Source organism: Streptomyces sp. NPDC054932, assembly GCF_053610205.1.
Genome location: NZ_JBSGXU010000162.1, coordinates 1 through 18764, shown reverse-complemented (window position 1 = coordinate 18764; position 18764 = coordinate 1). Strand labels below are relative to the sequence as shown.

Annotated in this window: 19 protein-coding genes; 11 read left to right on the top strand and 8 right to left on the bottom strand. The window is 72.8% G+C overall.

Annotated elements, in window-relative coordinates:
* Nucleotides 1–37 precede the first annotated feature (37 nt).
* From ACWGE1_RS31625 to ACWGE1_RS31610, 4 genes are all read right to left on the bottom strand, one after another.
* Nucleotides 38–355, bottom strand: a complete 318-nt coding sequence (locus ACWGE1_RS31625) for a hypothetical protein (RefSeq protein ID WP_453423877.1) — start codon at nucleotides 353–355, stop codon at nucleotides 38–40.
* Nucleotides 356–438: 83 nt separating this feature from the next.
* Nucleotides 439–1098, bottom strand: coding sequence for a PhzF family phenazine biosynthesis protein (locus ACWGE1_RS31620; protein WP_453423876.1), 660 nt, complete (start codon nucleotides 1096–1098; stop codon nucleotides 439–441).
* Nucleotides 1099–1117: 19 nt separating this feature from the next.
* Nucleotides 1118–2545 carry an HtaA domain-containing protein gene (locus ACWGE1_RS31615; RefSeq protein WP_453423875.1) on the bottom strand — a complete coding sequence of 476 codons (1428 nt, stop codon included), beginning with the start codon at nucleotides 2543–2545 and terminating at the stop codon, nucleotides 1118–1120.
* A 50-nt stretch (nucleotides 2546–2595) separates the two neighbouring features.
* Entirely contained in the window at nucleotides 2596–4047 is a 1452-nt protein-coding gene (locus tag ACWGE1_RS31610) for an HtaA domain-containing protein (RefSeq protein ID WP_453423874.1), read from the bottom strand.
* 115 nt (nucleotides 4048–4162) lie between these two features.
* Here ACWGE1_RS31610 and ACWGE1_RS31605 point away from each other — a divergent pair, with 115 nt between their 5' ends.
* From ACWGE1_RS31605 to efeU, 6 genes are all read left to right on the top strand, one after another.
* Nucleotides 4163–5176 (top strand): heme/hemin ABC transporter substrate-binding protein, encoded by a 1014-nt coding sequence (locus ACWGE1_RS31605; protein WP_453423873.1) that lies wholly within the window; start codon nucleotides 4163–4165, stop codon nucleotides 5174–5176.
* Nucleotide 5177: 1 nt separating this feature from the next.
* The gene (locus tag ACWGE1_RS31600; protein ID WP_453423872.1) at nucleotides 5178–6536 is read left to right on the top strand and encodes a FecCD family ABC transporter permease; all 1359 of its coding nucleotides are present in this window, start codon (nucleotides 5178–5180) and stop codon (nucleotides 6534–6536) included.
* A 17-nt stretch (nucleotides 6537–6553) separates the two neighbouring features.
* Nucleotides 6554–7408 (top strand): heme ABC transporter ATP-binding protein, encoded by an 855-nt coding sequence (locus tag ACWGE1_RS31595; RefSeq protein WP_453423879.1) that lies wholly within the window; start codon nucleotides 6554–6556, stop codon nucleotides 7406–7408.
* A 189-nt stretch (nucleotides 7409–7597) separates the two neighbouring features.
* A complete protein-coding gene (gene efeO / locus ACWGE1_RS31590; protein ID WP_453423871.1) occupies nucleotides 7598–8749 on the top strand; it encodes an iron uptake system protein EfeO in 1152 nt (383 codons plus the stop codon).
* A gap of 33 nt (nucleotides 8750–8782) precedes the next feature.
* On the top strand, nucleotides 8783–10078 hold the full coding sequence (gene efeB / locus ACWGE1_RS31585) for an iron uptake transporter deferrochelatase/peroxidase subunit (protein WP_453423870.1): 1296 nt from the start codon (nucleotides 8783–8785) through the stop codon (nucleotides 10076–10078).
* A gap of 44 nt (nucleotides 10079–10122) precedes the next feature.
* Nucleotides 10123–10980, top strand: a complete 858-nt coding sequence (gene efeU, locus ACWGE1_RS31580) for an iron uptake transporter permease EfeU (protein ID WP_453423869.1) — start codon at nucleotides 10123–10125, stop codon at nucleotides 10978–10980.
* Nucleotides 10981–11037: 57 nt separating this feature from the next.
* Here the strand turns inward: efeU and ACWGE1_RS31575 are convergent, their stop codons facing one another.
* A complete protein-coding gene (locus ACWGE1_RS31575) occupies nucleotides 11038–11628 on the bottom strand; it encodes a GNAT family N-acetyltransferase (protein WP_453423868.1) in 591 nt (196 codons plus the stop codon).
* Nucleotides 11625–12488: a PhzF family phenazine biosynthesis protein gene (locus tag ACWGE1_RS31570; RefSeq protein ID WP_453423867.1), complete on the bottom strand. Its 864-nt coding sequence runs from the start codon at nucleotides 12486–12488 to the stop codon at nucleotides 11625–11627. Before ACWGE1_RS31570 ends, ACWGE1_RS31575 begins: the two co-directional genes overlap by 4 nt.
* A 123-nt stretch (nucleotides 12489–12611) precedes the next feature.
* On the opposite strand from ACWGE1_RS31570, the gene ACWGE1_RS31565 reads away from it, so the two are divergent.
* Nucleotides 12612–12953, top strand: a complete 342-nt coding sequence (locus ACWGE1_RS31565) for a hypothetical protein (protein ID WP_453423866.1) — start codon at nucleotides 12612–12614, stop codon at nucleotides 12951–12953.
* Here ACWGE1_RS31565 and ACWGE1_RS31560 read toward each other — a convergent pair.
* Complete coding sequence (locus ACWGE1_RS31560; protein WP_453423865.1) at nucleotides 12950–13711, bottom strand: SDR family oxidoreductase; 762 nt, start codon at nucleotides 13709–13711, stop codon at nucleotides 12950–12952. The genes ACWGE1_RS31565 and ACWGE1_RS31560 overlap by 4 nt on opposite strands.
* A gap of 108 nt (nucleotides 13712–13819) precedes the next feature.
* On the opposite strand from ACWGE1_RS31560, the gene ACWGE1_RS31555 reads away from it, so the two are divergent.
* Complete coding sequence (locus tag ACWGE1_RS31555) at nucleotides 13820–15133, top strand: Bcr/CflA family multidrug efflux MFS transporter (RefSeq protein ID WP_453423864.1); 1314 nt, start codon at nucleotides 13820–13822, stop codon at nucleotides 15131–15133.
* Nucleotides 15134–15215: 82 nt separating this feature from the next.
* A complete protein-coding gene (locus ACWGE1_RS31550; protein ID WP_453423863.1) occupies nucleotides 15216–16214 on the top strand; it encodes a small ribosomal subunit Rsm22 family protein in 999 nt (332 codons plus the stop codon).
* A 40-nt stretch (nucleotides 16215–16254) separates the two neighbouring features.
* On the opposite strand, the gene ddaH is transcribed toward ACWGE1_RS31550, so the two are convergent.
* The gene (gene ddaH / locus ACWGE1_RS31545) at nucleotides 16255–17127 is read right to left on the bottom strand and encodes a dimethylargininase (protein WP_453423878.1); all 873 of its coding nucleotides are present in this window, start codon (nucleotides 17125–17127) and stop codon (nucleotides 16255–16257) included.
* 80 nt (nucleotides 17128–17207) lie between these two features.
* On the opposite strand from ddaH, the gene ACWGE1_RS31540 reads away from it, so the two are divergent.
* Both ACWGE1_RS31540 and ACWGE1_RS31535 read left to right on the top strand, forming a co-directional pair.
* Nucleotides 17208–17819 (top strand): TetR/AcrR family transcriptional regulator, encoded by a 612-nt coding sequence (locus ACWGE1_RS31540; protein WP_453423862.1) that lies wholly within the window; start codon nucleotides 17208–17210, stop codon nucleotides 17817–17819.
* A gap of 170 nt (nucleotides 17820–17989) precedes the next feature.
* Nucleotides 17990–18739, top strand: a complete 750-nt coding sequence (locus ACWGE1_RS31535; protein ID WP_453423861.1) for a bifunctional DNA primase/polymerase — start codon at nucleotides 17990–17992, stop codon at nucleotides 18737–18739.
* Nucleotides 18740–18764: the final 25 nt, after the last annotated feature.

Here is an 18764-nt window from a genome sequence, read left to right as displayed (position 1 = left end):
GTGCACGAGGTGCACCGGGCCCGGCCCTGCGGCCGTTTCAGCCGCCCGTGAGCGCCCAGAGCGTGAGGATCACGACGGGGAGCACATGGGGGTAGAGGAAGGCCATGAGGCAGCCGATGCTGCCCAGCGCGAGGCGCCGCCTGCGCTGCACGTCGGTCCGGGGCGGGATCCAGGTCGCGGCCACCATCGCCAGCGGGAGGAAGTAGAACGGGGCGAATGCGGGCGGCATCCCGGGCAGGAAGGAGCTCGCCTGCCCGCACCACACGGCCACCGGGGCCAGCACGGTGAAGAGCGCCGCCACCGACAGCCACTGCCGCCGCTCGTCGGGGTGCTGGAGCACCGGAGTCTTCGTCATGCCGCCATTGCACCGCGCCGACCTGCGCCGGCGTCAGCGCCCGCGTACTCACTTCCGTGGGGCGCGGTACTCAGGAGGCGTCCTCAGCCCGGGTTCGGGGCGAAGCGCACGCGGCCGCCGATCTCCACCGTGCCGTCGGGACCCGGGGCGGTGAGGATCTGGGAACCGGCGCCCTGGGTGATGTTCAGGGCGCGGTTCAGCTGGGCCGTCAGCAGGATCGCCGCCGAGCCGGTGGCCTCGTCCTCGGCGATGATCCCGTCGGGGCGGCGCGGAAAGCCGCGGGCGCGCACGCGGCCCGCGGCCTCGTCCTCCCAGGCCCAGGCGTACAGCCAGCCCTCGCCGGGCGGCGGGGCCGGCAGCGCCTCGACCTCGGCGACGGATCCGTACTGTTCGGTGCGCTTGCCCTCGACCCACTCGGGGCGGGCCGTGATCCAGGTGAACTCCCCGTCGTCACGGGCCCATACGGATCCGGCGGGCGGCTGGAGCTCCTCGATGTCCAGCAGCCACGCGGCCCCGACCAGCGGATGTCCCGCGAAGGACATCCGGGTGCCGGGGGTGCGGATGTCGACGACCCCGCGCTCGGGGTCGTCGACGAACACCGTCTCGCTGTAGCCGAGTTCGGCGGCCAGGGCCTGCCGCGACGCATCGTCGGGGCAGGTCCGGCCGTCGCGCACGACACCGAGCAGGTTGCCGAACCGGCCGTCACCCGCGCAGAAGACCTTCAACACGTCGAGATCGTTCACGCGGGAATTCAAGCACGGCTCAGACCTGGGACGTACGCCGCCTGCGCGCGAGGTGCACCGCGCCCGCGCCGGCCGCGATCACCAGGCCGGAGGTGGTGAGCAGGGCCCCGGCCGGGACCCCGGCGCCGGTGTTGGCGAGGTTGCCGCCGACGGTGGACGAGCCGCCGCCCACGGTGCCGCCCGTACCGCCGGTGGTGCCACCGGTCGTACCGCCCGTGGTGCCTCCCGAACCGCTCGTCGTACCGCCCGTGGAGCCGCCGGTCGTGCCCCCGGTGGTGGGCGGAAGGGTGGCGTCCTTGTCCACCGCCACGGCGAAGCTGACCGGGTCGATCGCGTCGCCCGCCTTGTACATGGAGCCGGTGGTGTCGTTGGCGAAGGCCGCCGCGCCCTCGGCCGTGAAGGCCGCCGGGACCGCGTTCAGCGCCAGCACGCCGTTCTTGGTCTTGTAGTCGGTCTTCGACAGGTCGAGCGTCGCGAAGGGGAGCCCGGTCCTGCTGCCGGAGGCGTTCTTGACGTCCACGTACAGGGTGCCGGTCCTGCCGGTGGCGCTGACGCGGGGGTTGCCGAAGGTCATGTCTATGCCGTGGGCGGCGTACTGGAATCGGAGGTTGCCCTCGAAGGAGGCGTTCAGCTTCTGCTTCTTGACGTCCAGGTCGCCCTTGCCGAAGGCGAAGTCGAAGACGTCGCCGTTCTTGGCGGCCCCGCCGGCCGGGGTGATCGAGCCCGCACTCAGCACGTACTTGCGGAAGGACTCCTTCACGCCCCACGTCAGCTTGCCGCTGAGCACCTTCTGCGCGTCGTCGGCCGGCGGCGTCGGGTTCTTGGTGGTGTTGTCCGGGGTGGGTTCGGGGGCGGGCTTCTCGAAGTCCAGCTTCGCGGTCAGCGGGTCGCCGGCCTTGCCCTCGTAGCCCGGCGAACCGAGCGCGTCCGCGGCCTCCTTGGTGAGCTTGGTCGCCAGGCCGGTCATCGACTGGCCGGCGAAGGCCACCGTGGCCATCGGCACGTCCTGGGTCGTGGTGCCGCCCTTGGTGACGTCCGCGGTGAGCTTCTTGGTACCGGTGTCGATACGGATGTCCGAGAGCTTGACCTCGAAGCCGTGGCCGGTCGGCGGGGCGGGCGAGGTGAAGGTGACGCTGCCCCTGAAGGCCGCCTTCACCACGTGCCCGTCGGCCGGCTCGTACTGGCCCGTCGGCTCGGTGAAGCGCAGGGTGCCGTCCTCGTTCTGCCGGGCGCCGTCCGCCACGGTGATGGTGCCCTTGGCCATGCCGGTCACGTAGGCGCGGTAGCTCGCGAGGACGCCCCAGTCGAGGGAGCCGCCGACGATCTTCACCGGTTCGGTGGGCGGCCCGCCCGCCGCGGTGGCGGGCAGGGCGAAGGCGGTGGCGCCGAGGGCTGCGGCGGTCAGGACTGCGGCCGCGAGGGAAATCGGGCGTCGGATGGACGACATGGCTGGGTACTCCTGGAGGAACAGAAGGGGGAAGGAGAAGGAGGTGGGGCCTACTGGGGTGCGTCGGTGGGCGCGCCTGCGGGGGCGGCCGCATCCGGGTCGGAGGCAGCGGCCGAGGCCGGGGCGGGGGCCGTACGGCGCTTGCGCACGATCAGGAAGGCACCGGCGGCGCCGGCCAGGACCAGGACGCCCGCGGCGAGGCCGATGAAGAGCCCGGTGCTGGAGGACTCGTCGGCCTTGGCGGCGGGGGCGGGCTCGGCGGACGGCGACGCGGCCGCGGGGGCGGGCGGGGCCGTGGAGCCCAGGTCGGGCAGGGCGGGCAGCTGGGCGGTGGAGTCCAGGGCGACGGCGAGCGAGACGGGGTCCATCTCGGTGCCGGCCTTGTACATGGAGTTGAAGGCCTGGGAGCCGCCCTCGGTGAGGGCGGCCGGGGCTTCGGTGAGGGTGGCCAGCCTGCCCTCGGTCTTCAGGCCCTTGGCGTCGAACTCCACGAGCGGGACGGCGTTCTTCGTCGCGCCGCCGGCGGTGACGTCCGCCGACAGGACGCCCTTGCCGTTCTCCACCTTCACGCTCATCCTGCCGAGCGTGAGGTCCAGGTGGGCTCCGGTGAACCGGACCGTACCGGCGAAGGCCGCGTCAAGAGTGCCTTTCGCGCCGTCGAACGAACCCTTGCCCTGCGGGAAGCGGAACAGCGCGCCGCCGTCCTGGGCTCCCTCGGCGAGGATCCACCTGCCCTGGCCGATCGAACCGGTGACGTACTCGCGGAAGGTGCGGCGCACCCCCCAGTCGACGGCGGCGTCGGCGAAGGCGCCCTGCGCCTGCGGGGTCTCGGCGGTGGCGCTCGGCTGCGGCGTCGCCGGCTGCGAGGGGGCGGCTGCGGCCGGGGCGGCCTTGACGTCGGCGGAGAGCGAGACGGGGTCGAGCTGGGTGCCGGCTCCGTAGTAGCCGGCGAAGGCCTTGGCGCCTTCCCCGGTGAGGGTGGCCGGGATGTTCGTGAGGGTCAGCGGGCTGGCGCCGCCCTTCATGTTGATGCCGCCGACGCCGAGCGAGGCGAAGGCGACCTGCGACTGGTTGGTGACGGCTCCGCCGTCCTTGGCCTTGCTGGAGACGTCCACGTACAGGGTGCCCCTGCCGCCGGAGATCTTGACGGTCGGGCGGCTGATCGTCATGTCCAATTCGTGGACACCGTCGGGCTTCTGGTGGCCCTGGAAGGTCACCCCGCCCGAGTAGGAGGCCTCGAAGGCGCCGGAGTCGGGGTCGTAGGAACCGGCCGCGGAATGGAAGCGGAAGAGACTGCCGCCCACGGTGGCCGCGCCACTCTTCAGCTTGAAACCACCTTTTGCCACCGGACCCGTGACATAACTCTGGAAAGACGATTTGATGCCCCAGTCGAGTCGACCCCCCTGTACGGTGCCCGCCTCTGCGGCGGTTGCCGGGAGCAGGGCGCCCAGCAGGGCCGCCAACAGGGCGACGGCGAACGCACGGACGGGTCGTGTGGGCATGAATGCCCCCTCCTAAGGTCTAGCGGGCAAGGTTAGGCTAACCTAAGCTAACCACGGCCGGATGAACACCCCCCGGTCTCCAGAACCTCAGTCGGACGATCAGGACGGTGCCTTCGTGCCTACGCCCGCCGCGTCACACCGCTTTCCCCGTCTCGCAGTTGCCGTGGCAGGACTGGCACTCGCGCTGACGGCCTGCGGAGGTACGGCCACCACCCCGGGCTCATCCGCCCCGAGCGCAGCCGCGGTCCCGGACCGGGTGGAACCACTCGATCCGGCACCCCGGCCCGCCCTGCCGGTCACCGTGCCGTCGGCCGACGGCACCCAGGTCACCATCACGTCCGCGGACCGGGTCGTCCCCCTGAGCGGCAGCCTCAACGAGATCGTCCACACCCTGGGCCTCGGCAAGCAGGTCGTCGCCCGGGACATCACCGCCACCTTCGAACAGGCCGCCCAGCTACCGGTGGTGACACGTGGACACGACGTCTCCGCGGAGAGCGTCCTGTCCCTGCGCCCGACCCTCGTCGTCGCCGAGACCACCAGCGGCCCAGGAGAAGCCATCCAGCAGATCCGCGACGCCGGCGTACCCCTCCTGGTCATCGACCCCGCCAAGGGACTGGACGACGTCCCGAAGCGGATCGACGCCGTGGCCGCCGCCCTCGGCGTCAAGGAGGCCGGCACGCAGCTGAACCAGCGCACCGCCGACCGGATCGCCACCGTCCGCAAGGACATCCCGGCCGCCTCCGGCAAGAAGCCCCGGGTGGCCTTCCTCTACCTGCGCGGCACCGCCTCCGTCTACCTGCTGGGCGGTTCGGACTCCGGCGCCGCCTCACTTCTGGAGGCGGCCGGCGCGGTCGACACCGGCAAGGAGTCCGGACTCGGCAAGGACTTCACCCCGATCACCAGCGAGGCCCTGGCGGCCGCCGCGCCCGACGCGATCCTCGTCATGTCCAAGGGCCTCGAATCGGTCGGCGGCATCGACGGCCTGGTGAAGATCCCGGGCGTCGCCCAGACCCCGGCCGGCATGGACCGCCGGGTGGTCACGGTCGACGACGGCGTCCTCCTCAACTACGGCCCGCGCACCGACCAGGTCCTCTCCTCCCTGGTCACCCAGCTCTACAAGGGCGCCTGAGATGACCCTGCACGACCCGGAAGCCAGAGACCTGGCCAATTCCGAGGCGGGGGCCGCAAGCACGTCGGGCCGCCTCCCGCACACCGCGCCCGCCGACCGGCCGGCCGGTTCCGACGGGGCCGGGTGTGTGTCGGGGCGCTCCCCGCAGGGCGCCGAATGCACCGCCGCAGCACCCTCCGACGCCTCGTCACATTCGGCGTCCGAGGAGACGACCCGGCGCGCGCCCGGCCCCGGCGGAACCCCCGCCACCGCCACCGCCCCCGGCGCACCCACCACCGAAGCCGGGCCGGAGCCCGGGCCCGCGCCCCGGCCCCGGCCGAAGCCACGGCACCGCAGCCGCAAGTCCGCCCTGCTCACCGTCGCGCTCGTCGCGGCCCTCGCCCTCCTCGCCCTGCTCTCCGCGGGAGTCGGCGCCTACGACATCCCCCTCCCGGACGTCCTCGCCTCCGTCCAGCACCACCTCGGCCTCGGCGGCGCCCCCCTCGACCGCGTCGGCGAGAGCGTCCTGTGGAACGTCCGCCTCCCCCGCGTCGTCCTCGCCCTGCTCGTCGGCGCCAGCCTCGGCTGCGCGGGCGCGCTCATGCAGGGGGTCTTCGGCAACCCCCTCGCCGAGCCCGGCGTCATCGGCATCTCGGCCGGCGCCGCCGTCGGCGCGGTCGCCGCCATCGGCCTCGGCCTCAGCTTCTTCGGCAACTGGACCATCACCGTCTGCGCGTTCATCGCGGGCCTGATCACCGTCAGCTCGGTCTACCTCCTCTCCCGCAACGGCGGGAAGACGGAGGTCGTCACCCTCATCCTCACCGGCATCGCGGTCAACACCTTCGCCGGCGCCCTCATCGGCCTGTTCGTCTTCTTCGCGGACAGCGGCCAGGTCAACCAGATCACCTTCTGGCAGCTCGGCTCCCTCGCCCAGGCCACCTGGCCCAAGGTCCTCGCCGTCCTGCCCTGCGCCCTCGCCGGCCTGGTGATCGCTCCCCTCTACTCCCGCCGCCTCGACCTCCTCTCCCTCGGCGAACGCCCGGCCCGCCATCTCGGCATCGACGTCGAGCGGCTGCGCCTCTCCCTGATCCTGGTCGTCGCCCTGCTGACCGCCGCCGCCGTCGCCGTGGCCGGCGTGATCACCTTCATCGGCCTGCTCGTCCCGCACCTGCTGCGCATGGCCAACGGCCCCGGCCACCGCTTCCTGGTCCCCGGCAGCGCCCTCGCCGGCGCCGTGGTCCTGGTCGCCGGCGACCTGGCCGCCCGGACCCTCGCCCAGCCCGCCGAGCTGCCGCTCGGTGTACTGACCGCCCTGCTCGGCAGCCCGTTCTTCTTCTGGCTGCTGCGCCGCACCCGCCGCAAGCAAGGAGGCTGGGCGTGACCAGCAGGCTGACGGGGCTGCTCACCCGTTCACGCAGGACCGTCCCGGCCCGCCCCGCCCCCGGCGACGCCGTCGCCGAGGCCGTGGACCTGCACGTCCGGCTCGGGCAGCGCGATGTCCTCGCCGGGATCGACCTGACCGCCCGGGCCGGTCAGGTGCTGGCCCTGGTCGGCCCGAACGGCGCGGGCAAGTCCACGCTGCTGGGCGCGCTCGCCGCCGATCTGCCCGCCGCCTCCGGGCAGATCCGGATCGACGGCCGCCCGGTGGCCGACTGGAGCGCCCCGGACCTCGCGCTGCGCCGCTCCGTACTTCCGCAGTCGGCCGCGCTGTCCTTCCCCTTCCCGGTGGAGGACGTCGTACGGATGGGACGTGCACCCTGGGCCGGCACCCCCCTCGCCGAGGCCGACGAGGAGGCCGTGGCCATCGCGATGGCCGCCACCGAGGTCACGGACTTCGCCGCGCGCCCCTTCTCCGCCCTCTCCGGCGGCGAGCGGGCCCGGGTCGCACTGGCCCGCGTACTGGCCCAGCGCGCCCCGCTGCTGCTGCTGGACGAGCCCACCGCCGCCCTCGACCTGCGCCACCAGGAGCTCGTGCTGCGCATCTGCCGGGAGCGGGCCGCGGCCGGGGACGCGGTCGTCGTCGTCCTGCACGACCTGGGGCTGGCCGCCGCCTACGCGGACCGGGCCGCCGTCCTGCACGACGGACGGATCGCCGCGGACGGCCCGCCGACCGAGGTGTTCGAGGGCGAGCTGCTGAGCCGGGTCTACCGGCAGCCGGTGGAGGTCCTCCCGCACCCGCGCACCGGGGCCCCGCTGGTGGTCCCCGTCCGGACCGCGGAAGCCTCCCCGGTACGGCCCGGACCCCTGGCTTGACCCCCGCTTGACCGTGCCATGGGGCTGCCGTGGAGGGGCCGTGACAGGGCCGTGTCCGGGGCCGAAAGCTATGAGCTGAATCACGGTACGAGGGGGTATGGGTGAGGTAAGCCTCGGTTAAGTTAGGTCCGCCTCATCGGCCTCTCCCCCCTCGGGACGGCCCCTTCGTCCGACGCCAGGAGCCCCCATATGCGCCCCGCTCGCCTCACCGCCATCGCCGCAGCCTCCGTGGCGGCCGCACTGACCGCCGTCACCGGCTGCTCCCAGAAGAGCGAGGCGGGCGGCGATGACGTGATCAAGGTGGCGGCGTCCGACAGCGCCTGCGAGGTGTCGAAGACGGAGTTCCCCTCCGGCAAGGTGCAGATCGACGTCGAGAACAAGGGCTCCAAGGTCACCGAGGTCTACGTCCTCTTCCCGGACGCCCGCATCGTGACCGAGCGCGAGAACATCGGCCCCGGCACCAAGGCATCCATCACCGCCGAGATCAAGGCGGGCGACTACTCGATCGTCTGCAAGCCCGGCATGAAGGGCGACGGCATCTCCCAGAAGGTCAAGGCCACCGGCAAGGGCGGCGAGGAGAAGCGCAGCCCCGAGATGGACGCCGCGGTCGCCGCCTACCGCGCGTACGTGGTCACGCAGGCCGAGGAGACCCTCCCCAAGGCGCAGGCCTTCGCGGACGCGGTCAAGGCCGGCGACGTCGAGGGCGCGAAGAAGATCTACGCCGCCTCCCGCATCGGCTGGGAGCGCACCGAGCCGGTCGCCGAGTCCTTCGGCGACATCGACCCGAAGGTCGACGTCCGCGAGGACGGCCTGGAGGCCGGCCAGGACCCGGCGAAGGACTGGACGGGCTGGCACCGTCTGGAGAAGTCTCTGTGGGTCGACGGCAAGATCACCGACCGGGAGAAGGAGCTCGCCGACACCCTGATCGCGGACCTGACCGACTGGCAGAAGAAGGTCGGCCAGGCCGAGATCACCCCGACCTCGATCGCCAACGGCGCCAAGGAGCTCCTCGACGAGGTCGCCACCGGCAAGGTCACCGGCGAGGAGGAGCGCTACTCGCACACCGACCTGGTCGACTTCAAGGCCAACGTCGAGGGTGCGCAGAAGGCGTACGAGCTGCTCAAGCCGATCGCCGTGAAGAACGACCCGGAACTGACGAAGCAGCTCGACGCCCAGTTCACGGCCCTGAACACCCTTCTGGACAAGTACCGCGCCGACCAGACGACCTACGAGTTCACCTCGTACGACAAGGTCGGTGAGCAGGAGCGCAAGGAGCTCTCGGACGGCGTGAACGCGCTCGCCGAGCCGCTCTCCAAGCTCGCCGCCGCGGTCACCAAGTAGCAGACAGAGACGGAAAGCAGGCGGGAGAGCACGATGACCGAGTCGGACTCGGCTGCGCAGCAGTCCCAGCAGGACGGTGACGGCTCCGCGGAGGCTTCCGGCGCCGCGCCCTCGCGGCGCGCGGTGCTGGGCTGGGGCGGGGCCGGGTTCGCGCTCGGCGCCGCCGCGGCCGGTGGCGCCGTGGCGGCGTTCGGCGGCGGTTCGGACATGGTGTCGGCGGCGGCCGCCGGGGCGGCCGTGCCGTTCCACGGCGAGCACCAGGCCGGCATCGCGAGCGCCGTGCAGGACCGCCTGCACTTCGCGGCCTTCGACGTGAAGACGAAGGACCGCGAGGAACTGGTCAAACTCCTCAAGGAGTGGACCGCGGCGGCCCGGCTGATGACGGCCGGTCTGCCGGTCGGCGAGGGCGGCTTCGGCGGCCTCCCGGAGGCCCCGCCGGACGACACGGGCGAGGCGCTGGGCCTGAAGGCATCCCGCCTCACCCTGACCATCGGCTTCGGGCCGGGCCTGTTCGCCAAGGGCCGGTTCGGGCTGGAGGGCAAGCGCCCCGAGGCGCTGGTGGACCTGGAGCTCTTCCCCGGCGACAACCTGGACCCGGCCGGCTCCGGCGGCGACCTCTGCGTCCAGGCCTGCGCCGACGACCCGCAGGTCGCCGTGCACGCGATCCGCCAGCTGGCCCGCATCGGCTTCGGCCGGACCGCGATGCGCTGGTCGCAGCTCGGCTTCGGCAAGACCTCGTCGACCACCCCCGACGAGCAGACCCCGCGCAACATGATGGGCTTCAAGGACGGCACCCGGAACATCTCCGGCACCGACAGGGCCGCCCTGGACAAGCACGTGTGGGTCGGCGCGGGCGACGGCAGCGACTGGCTGACCGGCGGCTCGTACCTGGTGGCCCGCCGGATCCGGATGAACATCGAGACCTGGGACCGCACTCCGCTCCAGGAGCAGGAGGACATCTTCGGCCGCGACAAGGGCGAGGGCGCCCCGGTCGGCAAGTCCAGGGAGCGCGACGAGCCCTTCCTGAAGGCGATGAAGCCGGAGGCGCACGTGCGCCTCGCGCACCCGGACACCAACAACGGTGCGACGATCCTGCGCCGCGGCTACTCCTTCACCGACGGCACGGACGGTCTGGGCCGCCTCGACGCGGGCCTGTTCTTCCTCGCCTACCAGCGCGACATACGCAAGGGCTTCATCCCGATCCAGCGCAACCTGGCCAGGTCCGACGTCCTCAACGAATACATCCAGCACGTGGGTTCGGCCGTCTTCGCCGTCCCGCCGGGCGTCCGCGACAAGGACGACTGGTGGGGCCGGACGCTGTTCGCGTAAGCACCCGCCGTATCCGCCGTATCCGCCGGAGAGGAACAACCGCCGTGTTCGGCAACTATCTGATCGGCCTGCGCGAGGGGCTGGAGGCCAGCCTGGTCGTCTGCATCCTCGTCGCGTACCTGGTGAAGACCGAGCGCCGGGACGCCCTGCGTCCCGTCTGGCTGGGCATCGCGATCGCCTGCTCGCTCTCCCTCGCCTTCGGCGCGATGCTCGAATTCGGCACCCAGGAGCTGACCTTCGAGGCGCAGGAGCTGCTCGGCGGCGCGCTGTCGATCATCTCGGTGGGTCTGGTGACGTGGATGGTCTTCTGGATGAAGCGCACCGCGCGGCATCTGAAGGCCGATCTGCAGGGCAGGCTCGACACGGCGCTCGCCATGGGCACGTGGGCGCTGGTCGCCACCGCCTTCCTGGCCGTCGGCCGGGAGGGCCTGGAGACGGCGCTGTTCGTGTGGGCGTCGGTACGGGCCAGTGGCGAGGGTTCCTCGGCGCCGCTGATCGGTGTGCTGCTGGGCATCGGCACGGCGATCGTGCTGGGGTACCTGTTCTACCGCGGCGCCCTGCGGATCAATCTGGCGAAGTTCTTCCGGTGGACCGGCGCCATGCTGGTGGTCGTGGCCGCGGGCGTGCTCGCGTACGGGGTCCACGACCTCCAGGAGGCCCGCTTCCTGGGCGGCCTGGCCGACAAGGCCTTCGACATCAGCGAGACGGTCCCGCCGGACAGCTGGTACGGGACCCTGCTCAAGGGCGTCTTCAACTTCCAGCCGGACCCCACCGTCCTCCAGCTCACGGTGTGGCTGCTGTACCTGGTCCCCGTGCTGACGCTGTTCCTCGTCGACCGCGGCGGCCCGGCGGGCCCGCCGAAGGTGCGGCCCGCGGACTCGGACTCCACGCGCGCCAACTGACGCCGGCGATCTGCCGGCGAGGTGCCGACGGGCTGTGGTGAAGGGCTTTGGCGCCCGTCACCACAGCCTGTCGGTGTTTCCGGGGTGGAGCGGGACGCGAACGCCCGTGAAGGCGGCGCGGACCGTGCCGGGGTCGTCCGTGAAGAAGGCCGCCAGCACCACCTTGTCGAAGCCCGGGGCGTCGGTGGCCAGCGGATCCTCCGGGGTCCCGCCCACCAGCACCGTACCGGGCAGCGGTTCGAAGCCGGCCGCCCCGTAGAACGGTGCCAGGGGCCGGTCGCAGCTGAACAGCGCCAGGTCCACGGCCGGGTCGGCCGCCAGCTCGGTGCGGGCGGCCGCCACCAGTCGGCCGCCGAGCCCCTGCCCGCGCAGCGCGGCCCGCGTCACGACCGCGCTCAGCCCGGCCGCCCGGTAGGTCCGCCCCGCGAGCCGGATCTCCTTGAACAGCAGTGCCAGCGAGGCGGCCACGGTGCCGTCCGCGTCCAGCAGGAGCAGGGCCCGCGGGGCCAGGGCCGGGTCGTGCCCGGGCTCGGCCCCCGGCCAGGCCGCGTCCTCCAGCTCCGCGACCTGCCGCGCCAGCCCTGCGGACAGGTCCGCCTCGGCGCATCCGATCACCCGCACGAATCCCGGGCCGATGGATTCGCTCACGGGATGCGGACGCCCTCGCCGCCCACCCTGACCCGGGGGTCGCCCTCGCGCAGTTCCACGGTGAGCACTCCCGGGCGGCCCATGTCGGCGCCCTGGTGGAGGGTGAGCACGGCGTCCGCCGGGACCAGGCCGCGCTCGCGGGCGTACGCGCCGAAGGCAGCCGCGGCGGCTCCGGTGGCGGGGTCCTCGACCACTCCGCCGACGGGGAAGGGGTTGCGCACGTGGAACTCCGCCGGGCCCGCCCGGTGCACGAGCTGGACCGTGATGAGGTCCAGGCGCCGCATGAGGGCCTCCAGCCGGGCGAAGTCGTAGGCGAGGTCCGCGAGCCGGGCCCGGGTGCGGGCACCGATCACCAGGTGCCGGGCCCCTGCATAGGCGATCGCGGGCGGGAAGGCCGGGTCCAGGTCGGCCCCGGGCCAGTCCAGCGCGGCCAGTGCTTCGGCGAGGTCCGCCGCGCCGATCTCCTCGGTGTGCGGCTCGACGCTGGTGAGCGTGGCCCGCAGCCGGCCGTCCTCGGAGGTGACGGACACCGGTACGGTCCCCGCCCGGGTGGCGAGGAGGAGCTCGCCCGGCCCGATCCGCTCCCCCAGCGCGACGGCCGTGGCGACGGTCGCGTGCCCGCAGAAGGGGACCTCCGCCTTGGGGCTGAAGTAGCGCACGGTGAAGGACCGGCCCTCCTCGCCGCCGAACCCCTCGGGCGGCGGGGTCAGGAATGCCGACTCGCTGTAGCCGAGCCCGGCGGCGATCTCCAGCATGGCGTGCTCGTCCAGTCCGGTGGCATCGAGCACGACCCCGGCGGGGTTGCCGCCGTCCGGGTCGTGGGAGAAGGCCGTGTAGCGCAGTACCTCGGTGTCGGTCATGCGGCCATGATCGTCCGCAGTGGCGTGCGGCGTCCAGACCGGGTGCGGGGCGGGCGGGGATGGCCGGCCCGCGGCGGGGTACGAGCAGGGGCGACCCGCCCGCACGCGCGAGAACGGACGACGATGACCGAGCACCCCGACGAGGCCGCCGTGGAGGCCGCCCACGAACCGCACGATCCGGCGCCCGGGGAGCGTGCCGCGGTCGACCGGGTCCGCGCCGAGGCCACGGGGATGGGGCACCACCGGGCGGAGGCCGCGCTGGAGGCGGCACGCGAGAAGGGCGCCGACCCGGTCGTCGTCGCCGAGTGGGAGCGCATCGAGGAACACCTGGCGGCGCACCGGGGCCCGTACGCCCCGGAGGCCGACCCGTTCCTGCAGGGCAGGCTCACGGCGCGCGCCCACCACGGGATCGGTGGGCCGCAGGCGGACACCGGCCGGACGGCCTGGACGACCCCTAGGCCCTAGCCTCTGCCGATGTAGGGCATCGAGGTCGCCATCACCGTCGCGAACTGCACGTTCGCCTCCAGCGGGAGCTCGGCCATGTGCAGGACCGTGCGGGCCACGTCCGCGGCGTCCATCACCGGCTCGACCGCCAGCTGCCCGTTGGCCTGGAGGATGCCGGTCTGCATCCGCTCGGTCATCTCGGTCGCCGCGTTGCCGATGTCGATCTGCCCGCAGGCGATCCGGTACGGCCGCCCGTCGAGCGACAGGGATTTGGTCAGGCCCGTCATCGCGTGCTTGGTCGCGGTGTAGGCGATGGAGTTCGGGCGCGGCACGTGCGCCGAGATGGAGCCGTTGTTGATGATGCGGCCGCCCTGCGGGTCCTGCTGCTTCATCTGCCGGAAGGCGGCCTGCGCGCACAGGAAGGCGCCGGTCAGGTTGACGTCGACGACGGAGCGCCAGGCCTCGTAGGTGATGTCCTCCAGCGGGACCCCGCCCGGGCCGAAGGTGCCCGCGTTGTTGAAGAGCAGGTCGAGGCGGCCGTACCGCTCGCGGACCGACCCGAACAGCGCAGTCACCTCGTCCGGGTCGCTCACGTCCGCCGGTACGCACAGCACGTCGGCGTCGGCCCCGGCGGCCGCGGCGGTCTCCTCCAGCGGACCGGTCCGGCGGCCGGCCACGGCCACGCCCCAACCGGCGGCGGCCAGGGTCAGCGCCACGGACCGGCCGATTCCGGATCCGGCGCCGGTCACCACGGCGATCTTCTTCGTACTTTCGTCCATGGGGCCGCAGGGTACGTCACACGGCGCCCCGCTCCCCGGACGTTCCGATTGCTGAGAGCATGGGTCGGTCAGGGGTGCGTAGATCAGCTGAGAAGACTGGAGTTCTGCATGTCGGAGAGAGGCCCCGCGACGGCCGCCTCGCACGACTCGTCGCCCGATTCGCCCTCTGCCCCCACCGCCACTGCGCCCCTGACGGCCGCACGCCGCACGGGCCTTCTGGTCACCTTCATACTCGGCGGGCTCACCGCCCTCCCCCCGCTGTCCATGGACATGTACCTCCCGGCCCTGCCGCAGGTCACCGACGTCCTGAACAGCCCCGCCGCGACCATCCAGCTCACCCTCACCGCCTGCCTCGCCGGCATGGCCCTGGGCCAGCTCGTCATCGGCCCGATGAGCGACAAGTGGGGCCGCCGCCGGCCCCTGCTCACCGGCATGGTCGTCTACGTCCTGGCCACCGCGATCTGCGCGCTCGCCCCGACCGCCGAGCTGCTGATCACCTTCCGGTTGCTCCAGGGCCTGGCCGGCGCCGCCGCGATAGTCATCGCACGGGCCGTCGTGCGCGACCTGTACGACGGCGACGAGATGGCCCGCTTCTTCTCCACCCTGATGCTCATATCCGGGGCCGCCCCGATCGTCGCCCCGCTCATCGGCGGCCAGGTCCTGCGCTTCGCCGACTGGCGCGGGGTGTTCGTCGTCCTCACCGTCGTCGGCGCGGTGCTCACCCTGATGGTCTGGCGCGGCCTCGGCGAGACCCTGCCGCCCGAACGGCGGCACACCGGCGGCCTCGGCTCCGCCCTGCGGACCATGCGCGGGCTGCTCGGCGACCGCGTCTTCACCGGCTACACCCTGACCGGCGGCTTCGCCTTCGCCGTGCTCTTCTCCTACATCTCCGCCTCCCCGTTCGTCGTGCAGGAGATCTACGGGGCCTCGCCCCAGGCCTTCGCCCTGCTCTTCGGGCTCAACTCCGTCGGCCTGATCCTCGTCGGCCAGGTCAACGGCAAGCTGCTCGTCGGCCGGGTCCGCCTGGACAAGGCCCTGGCCGTCGGGCTCGGGATCATCCTGACCGCTGCCGTGGCCCTGCTGCTCATGTCGACCGGTGTGTTCGGGGAGGTCGGGCTGACCCCGATCGCCGCCGCCCTGTTCGTGCTGATGTCGGCGATGGGCGTGGTCCTGCCGAACACCAACGCACAGGCGCTGATGCGGACCCCGCACGCGGCCGGATCGGCCTCCGCGCTGCTCGGCACCTCCTCGTTCCTGATCGGCGCGATCGCGTCACCGCTGGTGGGCATCGCCGGCGAGGACACGGCCGTCCCGATGGCACTGGTGCAGCTGGTGTGCGCACTGCTGTCGCTGACCTGTTTCCTCGCCCTGTGCCGGCCCTGGCAGAGCGCCTCCGCCGTATCCGGCCCCGCCGGCGTCTGAGGCGCCGGGTCCCGGGCGGAGCCCGGCCGGCGGGGGTCGGCCCGCGGGCCGGGCGACTCCTGCGGCGGCATAAACTTCGCAGGTGAACGCCTCCGCCCCCACCTCCGCCGAGACCCTCCGCAGCGCGCTCGGCAGGCTGCTCGACGGGCTCCCGCCGAAGCAGGCCGCGGCCGCCGTCGAGCGGCTCATCGCCAGCTACCGGGGGCAGACCCCGACCGACGCGCCCGTGCTGCGCGACCGCTCCGACGTGGCGGCGTACGCGGCGTACCGGATGCCGGCCACCTTCGAGGCCGTCCGGGGCGCCCTCGACGGGCTGGCCGAGGCGGCCCCCGGATGGGCGCCGGGCTCGCACGTGGACGTGGGCGGCGGCACGGGCGCCGCCACCTGGGCCGTGGACGCCACCTGGGACGGTCCGCGGGAGACCACGGTGCTGGACTGGGCGGAGCCGGCGCTGAAGCTCGGCCGGGAGCTCGCGGCGGCCTCGGCCTCCGAGGTGCTGCGCGGTGCCGACTGGCGGCGGGCCGTGATCGGCTCGGGGCTGAGCCTGCCCGAGGCCGACCTGGTGACGGTGTCCTACGTACTCGGCGAGCTGACCGAGCAGGCCCGCAGGGCCGTCGTCGCCGAGGCGGCGCGGGCCGGGCAGGCCGTGGTGCTGATCGAGCCGGGTACGCCGGAGGGCTACCTGCGCATCCGCGAGGCCCGTGACCAGCTGATCGAGGCCGGGCTGCGGATCGCCGCCCCGTGCCCGCACGACGGGACCTGCCCGATCGAGGTCGGCCAGGACTGGTGCCACTTCTCGGCGCGGGTCAGCCGGTCCTCCCTGCACCGGCAGGTCAAGGGCGGTTCGCTCCCGTACGAGGACGAGAAGTTCAGCTACGTCGCCGCGACCCGCTTCCCGACGGAGCCGGCCGCCTCCCGGATCACGCGGAAGCCGCAGATCCGGAAGGGGCTCGTCCTGCTGGAGCTGTGCGGCTCCGAGGAAGCGGGCCTGACCCGGGTCAATGTGACCAAGCGCCAGGGCGACCTCTACAAGGCCGCCCGGGACGCCGACTGGGGCCAGGCCTGGCCGCCGGCGCCGTAACGGGCGCTCGCCCCGGTGGGCGCCCGCCCGCGGCGGGGTCCTACGGCCGCAGTTCCTGGGTGCAGCACTTCACGCTGCCGCCGCCCTTGAGCAGCTCGCCCAGATCCATCGGGACCGGCTCGAACCCCCGGTCCCGCAGCGGCGCCAGCAGTCCGGTCGCCGCCTGCGGGAGCAGGACGTGCAGGCCGTCGGAGACCGCGTTCAGGCCGAGGGCGGCCGCGTCCCGGCCGTCGGCGATCAGGGCGTCCGGGAAGAGCCGCCTGAGCACTCCCTGGCTGCCGGGCGAGAAGGCGTCCGGGTAGTACATGATCTCGTCGCCGTCGAGGACGCTGAGCGCCGTGTCCAGGTGGTAGTAGCGCGGATCCACCAGGTCGAGGCCGATGACCGGGCGGCCGAAGAACTCCTGGGCCTCGTCGTGCGAGAGCGGGCTGGAGCGGAAGCCCCGGCCGGCCAGGATGTAGCCGGCGGTGACCGCGAAGTCCCCCTCGCCCTCGTTGACGTGGGACGGCTCGTGGATGTCCGTGAAGCCGTTGGCGCGGAACCAGTCGAGGTGGATCTCGGCCTCGGCGGCCCGTTCCGGATAGGCGAACCGGGCCCCGAGGACCCGGCCGTCGACGACGAGGGCCCCGTTCGCCGCGAAGACCATGTCCGGCAGCGCGGGGTCGGGTTCGAGGGTCTCGACGGTGTGACCGAGGGCGCGGTAGCGGTCCCTCAGGTCTTCCCACTGGGCCATGGCAAGGGGCAGGTCCACCGGTTTCGTGGGATCCATCCACGGATTGATGGAGTACGTGACCTTGAAGTGTGCGGGTGGGCACATCAGGTAGCGCCGGGGTGTGGCGTCTCTGCGCAAAGAAGGCTCCTCACGACTTTCACGACTCGGGACGAGTCCTGGAGAGAATCGTCTCTCCCCAATCAGAACAGCACAGTGAACTGATTGGGTGGTTTACGCAAACCTGCCGGAGACGAGACGTCTCGCTTTGATAGTTTCGGGCCATGCCCAAGACCCCTGACGCCACCCGCCGCAGCGACCGCTCCCGGCGCGCCATCCTCGACGCCGCGCTCGCCCTCGTCGGGGAGGTCGGCTACAACAAGCTGACCATCGAGGCCATCGCCGCCCGTGCCGGCGTCGGCAAGCAGACCATCTACCGCTGGTGGCCGTCGAAGGCCGCCGTCCTGCTCGACGCCTCACTGGCCCTCGCCGGGGACGCGGAGACGGCCGCCGAGTGGACCGGCTTCCCCGACACCGGGGATCTCGCGGCCGACCTGAAGCACGTCCTGCGGGCGACCGTCGACGAGTTCAACGACGAGAAGTACGACGCCCCCGCGCGCGCCCTGACGGCGGCCGGGGCCACCGACCCCGAGCTCGGCGCCCGCTTCACCGAGCAGCTCCTGGAGCCCCAGCTCGCCCTGTACGAGGGGCGGTTGCACACGGCCCGCGAGGCCGGCCAGCTCGCACCCGACACGGACCTGCGGCTGACGGTGGAGATGCTCCTCGGGCCGCTGACCTACCGCTGGCTGCTGCGCACCGCGCCCCTGACGCACGCCTACACCGACGCGCTCGTGGACCGGGTCCTGGGCGGGGTGGCCAACGTCACCGACCGCTGACGGGCCGGCGGTCGGGGACCGGCCGAGAATATTTGGCCTGATTCTGTGCTTTTGTGTGGGTTTCCGGTCACGCATCTCCCGCCCCCCGGTCGTCGAGAGCGGTCACCCGGGGCTCAGGATGGTGGGACGATGGGTTGGTCCGCCGGGGATACGGTGAGGTGAGGGGATAGATGGGGTCTGAGTCCGGCCGCGTCAAACGCGGCGAGCAGAGCAGGATTTCCCAGTGGCTGCGCCGGCGGCAGAAACCCATCGCCGAGGATCCCGGACAGGAGCGCGAGGCGCTCCTCCTGGCCGTCGCCGCCGCGGGCCTGCCGCTCGCCCCCGCCGCCCATCCCACCGGTTACCGATGTTCGTGCGACCGGATCGGCTGTCCGACCCCCGCACGGCACCCCATCTCCTTCGCCTGGCAGACCCAGTCGACCACCGACCGCGCCCAGGTCGAGCGCTGGGCCCGCAATCAGCCCCAGGCCAACTTCATCACCGCGACCGGCATGGTCCACGACGTCCTCGACGTCCCGCTGGAGGCCGGCACCGGCGCCCTCGCCCGACTGCTGGAGGCCGGGATCGAGGTCGGCCCCGTCGCCGAATCGGGCGGCACCGGCGAACAGGCCCGGATGCTCTTCTTCACCGCCACCCGCGGCACCCCCGAGGACGAGGACGAGTGGTGGCCGTGCGCACTGGACTGCCACCCCGAGACGATGGACGAACACCCGGGCCTGCGCTGGCACTGCCGCGGCAGCTACGTCCTGGTCCCGCCGGCGGCCCTGCCCGGTGACCAGGCGGTGACCTGGATCCGCGGCATGGAACACCCCCTCCCGGACCCGCTCACCCTCCTGGAAACCCTGACGGACGCCTGCGCCTCTTACGCGGATACCGCGAACCTGACCCCCTCCGCGGTCGCCTGGCCCCTGGGCCACTAGCCCGGGCTCCCGCCCGGCCTTGGGG

Bases quoted from the DNA above. Each gene is read 5' to 3' on its own strand.
- ACWGE1_RS31625 (WP_453423877.1), bottom strand. From the start codon at position 355: ATGACGAAGACTCCGGTGCTCCAGCACCCCGACGAGCGGCGGCAGTGG.
- ACWGE1_RS31615 (WP_453423875.1), bottom strand. From the start codon at position 2,545: ATGTCGTCCATCCGACGCCCGATTTCCCTCGCGGCCGCAGTCCTGACC.
- ACWGE1_RS31610 (WP_453423874.1), bottom strand. From the start codon at position 4,047: ATGCCCACACGACCCGTCCGTGCGTTCGCCGTCGCCCTGTTGGCGGCC.
- ACWGE1_RS31600 (WP_453423872.1), top strand. From the start codon at position 5,178: ATGACCCTGCACGACCCGGAAGCCAGAGACCTGGCCAATTCCGAGGCG.
- efeO (WP_453423871.1), top strand. From the start codon at position 7,598: ATGCGCCCCGCTCGCCTCACCGCCATCGCCGCAGCCTCCGTGGCGGCC.
- efeB (WP_453423870.1), top strand. From the start codon at position 8,783: ATGACCGAGTCGGACTCGGCTGCGCAGCAGTCCCAGCAGGACGGTGAC.
- ACWGE1_RS31570 (WP_453423867.1), bottom strand. From the start codon at position 12,488: ATGACCGACACCGAGGTACTGCGCTACACGGCCTTCTCCCACGACCCG.
- ACWGE1_RS31565 (WP_453423866.1), top strand. From the start codon at position 12,612: ATGACCGAGCACCCCGACGAGGCCGCCGTGGAGGCCGCCCACGAACCG.
- ACWGE1_RS31560 (WP_453423865.1), bottom strand. From the start codon at position 13,711: ATGGACGAAAGTACGAAGAAGATCGCCGTGGTGACCGGCGCCGGATCC.
- ACWGE1_RS31555 (WP_453423864.1), top strand. From the start codon at position 13,820: ATGTCGGAGAGAGGCCCCGCGACGGCCGCCTCGCACGACTCGTCGCCC.
- ACWGE1_RS31540 (WP_453423862.1), top strand. From the start codon at position 17,208: ATGCCCAAGACCCCTGACGCCACCCGCCGCAGCGACCGCTCCCGGCGC.
- ACWGE1_RS31535 (WP_453423861.1), top strand. From the start codon at position 17,990: ATGGGGTCTGAGTCCGGCCGCGTCAAACGCGGCGAGCAGAGCAGGATT.